Here is a 2994-nt window from a genome sequence, read left to right on the forward strand (position 1 = left end):
GCAGCGCGCGCCGCACCTCGGGCGTGGCGGTAGGCAGCCGGCGCGAGCCGGTGGTCGTCATCATCAGCGTCAGGCTCTTCACGCGCTGCGGATGGTGGATGGCCATCAGCTGCGCGACCATCCCGCCCATCGACGCGCCGCACACATGCGCCTGCGCGATGCCCAGCGCATCCAGCACGCCGGCCGCATCGTCGGCCAGCGCGCGCAGCGGGTACGGCGGGCGGATCGGCAGGTGCAAGGCGTACTTCATCGCGGCCAGCGGCAGGTTCGGCACGCCCAGCGCATCGAAGCCCTGGCTCAGGCCGACGTCGCGGTTGTCGAAGCGGATCACCCGAAAGCCCCTGGCCACCAGCATCTGCACCAGCTCGTCGGGCCAGGCCGTCAGCTGCATGCCCAGGCCCATCACCAGCAGCAGCGGCTCGCCCTGCGGCGAGCCATGGTCTTCGACCTCGAGCGAGATGCCGTTGGCCGCGAGCTTCATGCCGCGGCGGTCTTGAAGAACCACCGGCGCGCGCCATCGGCCTCGAAGCGCTGCCAGCGCGCCGGGTCCTGCGCGAGACGGTCGGCGATCGCGTAGAGCGCCAGCGGGTTCATGCCCATGCCCATGTGGCTCGCATGCACCTCGATGTTCTCGGCCAGCGGCGATGCCTCGTTGATGCTGCACTGCCACGCGACGACGCCGTCGGTGCGCGAGTAGATCGAGGTGGTGGGCACCGGCGGCGGCTGGCGCACCTGTTCGAGCAGGGCCGGGTCGTGCACGCTCTGCCCGCTGACCCATTCGTAGAGGCGCCATGCATTGGTCGCCCGCGGGTGGCCGGTGAACGGCGTGCCGAGCGTGATCACGCAGCGCGTCTGCTGCGGGCGCTGCTTCGCGACCTCGCGCGCGTACACGCCGCCCAGGCTCCAGCCGATCAGGCTGACCGGCTGCTGGTGGCGCCGGTGCAGCAGGTCAACCGTCTCGGCGCAGCGTTCGAGCACGCCCTCGCGCGGGCCGAAGTTGAAGCCCTGCTCCCACGGGTAGGGCACGTAGCCGCGGTCGCGCAGGAAGTTGCGCAGCGGCACGGTCGTGAAATCGGCGGCGGCCAAGCCGGGAAAGACGAGCACCGGGTGGCCATCGCCGGGCGGCAGCTTGTCGAGCGCGCGGTTCAGCACCGGAGAAGACGCGAGCATCGCCGCGAACTCCCAGGGCGCGCGCCCTTCGAGCATCAGGAGCAAGGCATTGGGGGCCTTCAGGTCGTCGTGGGGGGACTGCTGCGCGCCGTCACGAGGCATGGTGGGGGGCCGCGTCGGGCCATCGTGAATACGCTTGCATCTTAGTGGGCAATCAGCGGGCGGCGGCGGCTTTGGCTGGAGACCTGGCCCTAGGCTTGGCGGGGGCCTTCGGCCTGGGCTTGGATAGGGGCTTGGATGTGGGCTCGGGTGTCACCATGGCGACAGGCTCGCCGGTGGCCGGCAGCGCCAGCAGTTCGGCCAGTGTGGCTTCCAGGTGCGCGGCGAGCTCGGCCACCTCGGGCATCGCCTTCGCGCACGCCATCAAGCCGAAATCCAGCGATTGGTCGTAGCTCTGCACGGTGATGTTGAGCGCGACGCCGTGCACGACGATCGAGGCCGGGTAGTTGGTCAGCATCCGCGCGCCGGCCATGTACAGCGGAAACACCGGCCCGGGCACGTTGGAGATCACGACGTTGGCGATCGGCGGGAGGCGGTCGGCCACCTTCGCCTTGCCGTACAGCGAGGTGACGGTGCTCATCAGCCATGGCACGCCAAGCGACGGGAAATCGGTGGGCATCAGGCTCTTGACGCTGCCGAGCGTGGATTTCATCGCGGCGCTGGCCGCCTTGACGTACAGCAGTCGCTCCATCGGGTCGGCGAGGTGGGTGCCGAGGTTGACGACCGTCATCGAGGCCTGGTTGTTCGCGGTCGTGTCGCCGGCCGCGCGGGTGGATACCGGCACCGCCGCCACCATCGACTTGCGCGGCAGCGGGCCGTGCTGCAAGAAGTGCCGCCGCAGCGCGCCGCCGCACAGCATCAGCACGACATCGTTCAGCGTCGCGGCATGCGCGCGGCGCAGCGCCTTGATCTGCGCGATCGGCAGGCTGACGCCGGCGAAGGCGCGACCGTCGCTCACCGAGGCGTTGAGGCGCGTGCGTGGCGCGAGGCCGATCGATGCGTCGCCGGCGCTGCCGCGCACCTGGGCCACCGCCCTGCCGGCGACGCTGCGCACGCCTTGCGTGGCCACTTGGGAGAGCGCGCCGACCGTCGACGGCAGGGCCTTCACCAGGTTGCCGTACTGCTGCAACTGGTTCGCGAGCACGCCGCTCAGCATGTCGGCGAGGCCGATGTCGAGTTTCTTCGCGGCGCGTGTCTCGTGCTCGATGCTGCGCGGCGTGGCCTGCACGTCGAGGATGGCCTGGGCCAGTGCGATCGCGGCCTGGCCGTCGACGGCGGCGTGGTGCAACTGGGTGTAGAGGCCGACGCGCCGGGTCTTGTCGGGCCCGGGCGCGAGGCCTTCGAAGACATGGAATTTCCACAGCGGGCGGTCGCGGTCGAGCAGCACCGGGTGCAGCTGGCTGACCTGCTCGTCGAGTTCGGCCAGCCCGCTGCCCTTCGGCAGCTTGATGCCGACGATGTGCTGCGTGAGGTCGGGCGCCGCATCGACCCACACCGGGTTCGCGAGGTTGAACGGCATCCACGCGAGCTTGCGGCTCAGCGCGGGCGCCAGCGGCAGGCGGGACTCGATGTGGCGCCGCACGTCGCCGAGAAAGCTGCCCTTGTAGCTGGCCGGCAACTCGAACAGGTGCAACGCGCCGACGTGCATCGGCATCTCCGGCGTCTCCATGTACAGGAAGGACGCGTCCAGACCGGACAGCTGCTTCATGGGCCTCTCCCTTGGGGGTGAGGCTGATGCTAGGGCGCGGTCTGCCCCCCGGCGCTCGGGGGAAGCCCTACTCGTCGATCAGCGTGCGCAGCGGATGCGCATGCCCAGGCCACGGG

The 2994-nt window shown here is 70.3% G+C and carries 3 protein-coding genes; all 3 read right to left on the reverse strand.

Features of this window, described 5'->3' with window-relative positions; genetic code table 11:
* A partial coding sequence (locus AC1D15_RS24700; RefSeq protein WP_477828050.1) for an alpha/beta fold hydrolase occupies positions 1 to 481 on the reverse strand: 481 nt, incomplete at its 3' end.
* Positions 478 to 1272 carry an esterase/lipase family protein gene (locus AC1D15_RS24705; RefSeq protein ID WP_477828051.1) on the reverse strand — a complete coding sequence of 265 codons (795 nt, stop codon included), beginning with the start codon at positions 1270 to 1272 and terminating at the stop codon, positions 478 to 480. The genes AC1D15_RS24705 and AC1D15_RS24700, both read right to left, overlap by 4 nt.
* A gap of 52 nt (positions 1273 to 1324) precedes the next feature.
* Positions 1325 to 2878 (reverse strand): wax ester/triacylglycerol synthase family O-acyltransferase, encoded by a 1554-nt coding sequence (locus tag AC1D15_RS24710; protein WP_477828052.1) that lies wholly within the window; start codon positions 2876 to 2878, stop codon positions 1325 to 1327.
* Between the last annotated feature and the right edge of the window lie 116 nt (positions 2879 to 2994).

It is taken from the genome of Rhizobacter sp. P2_H2 (assembly GCF_056403375.1).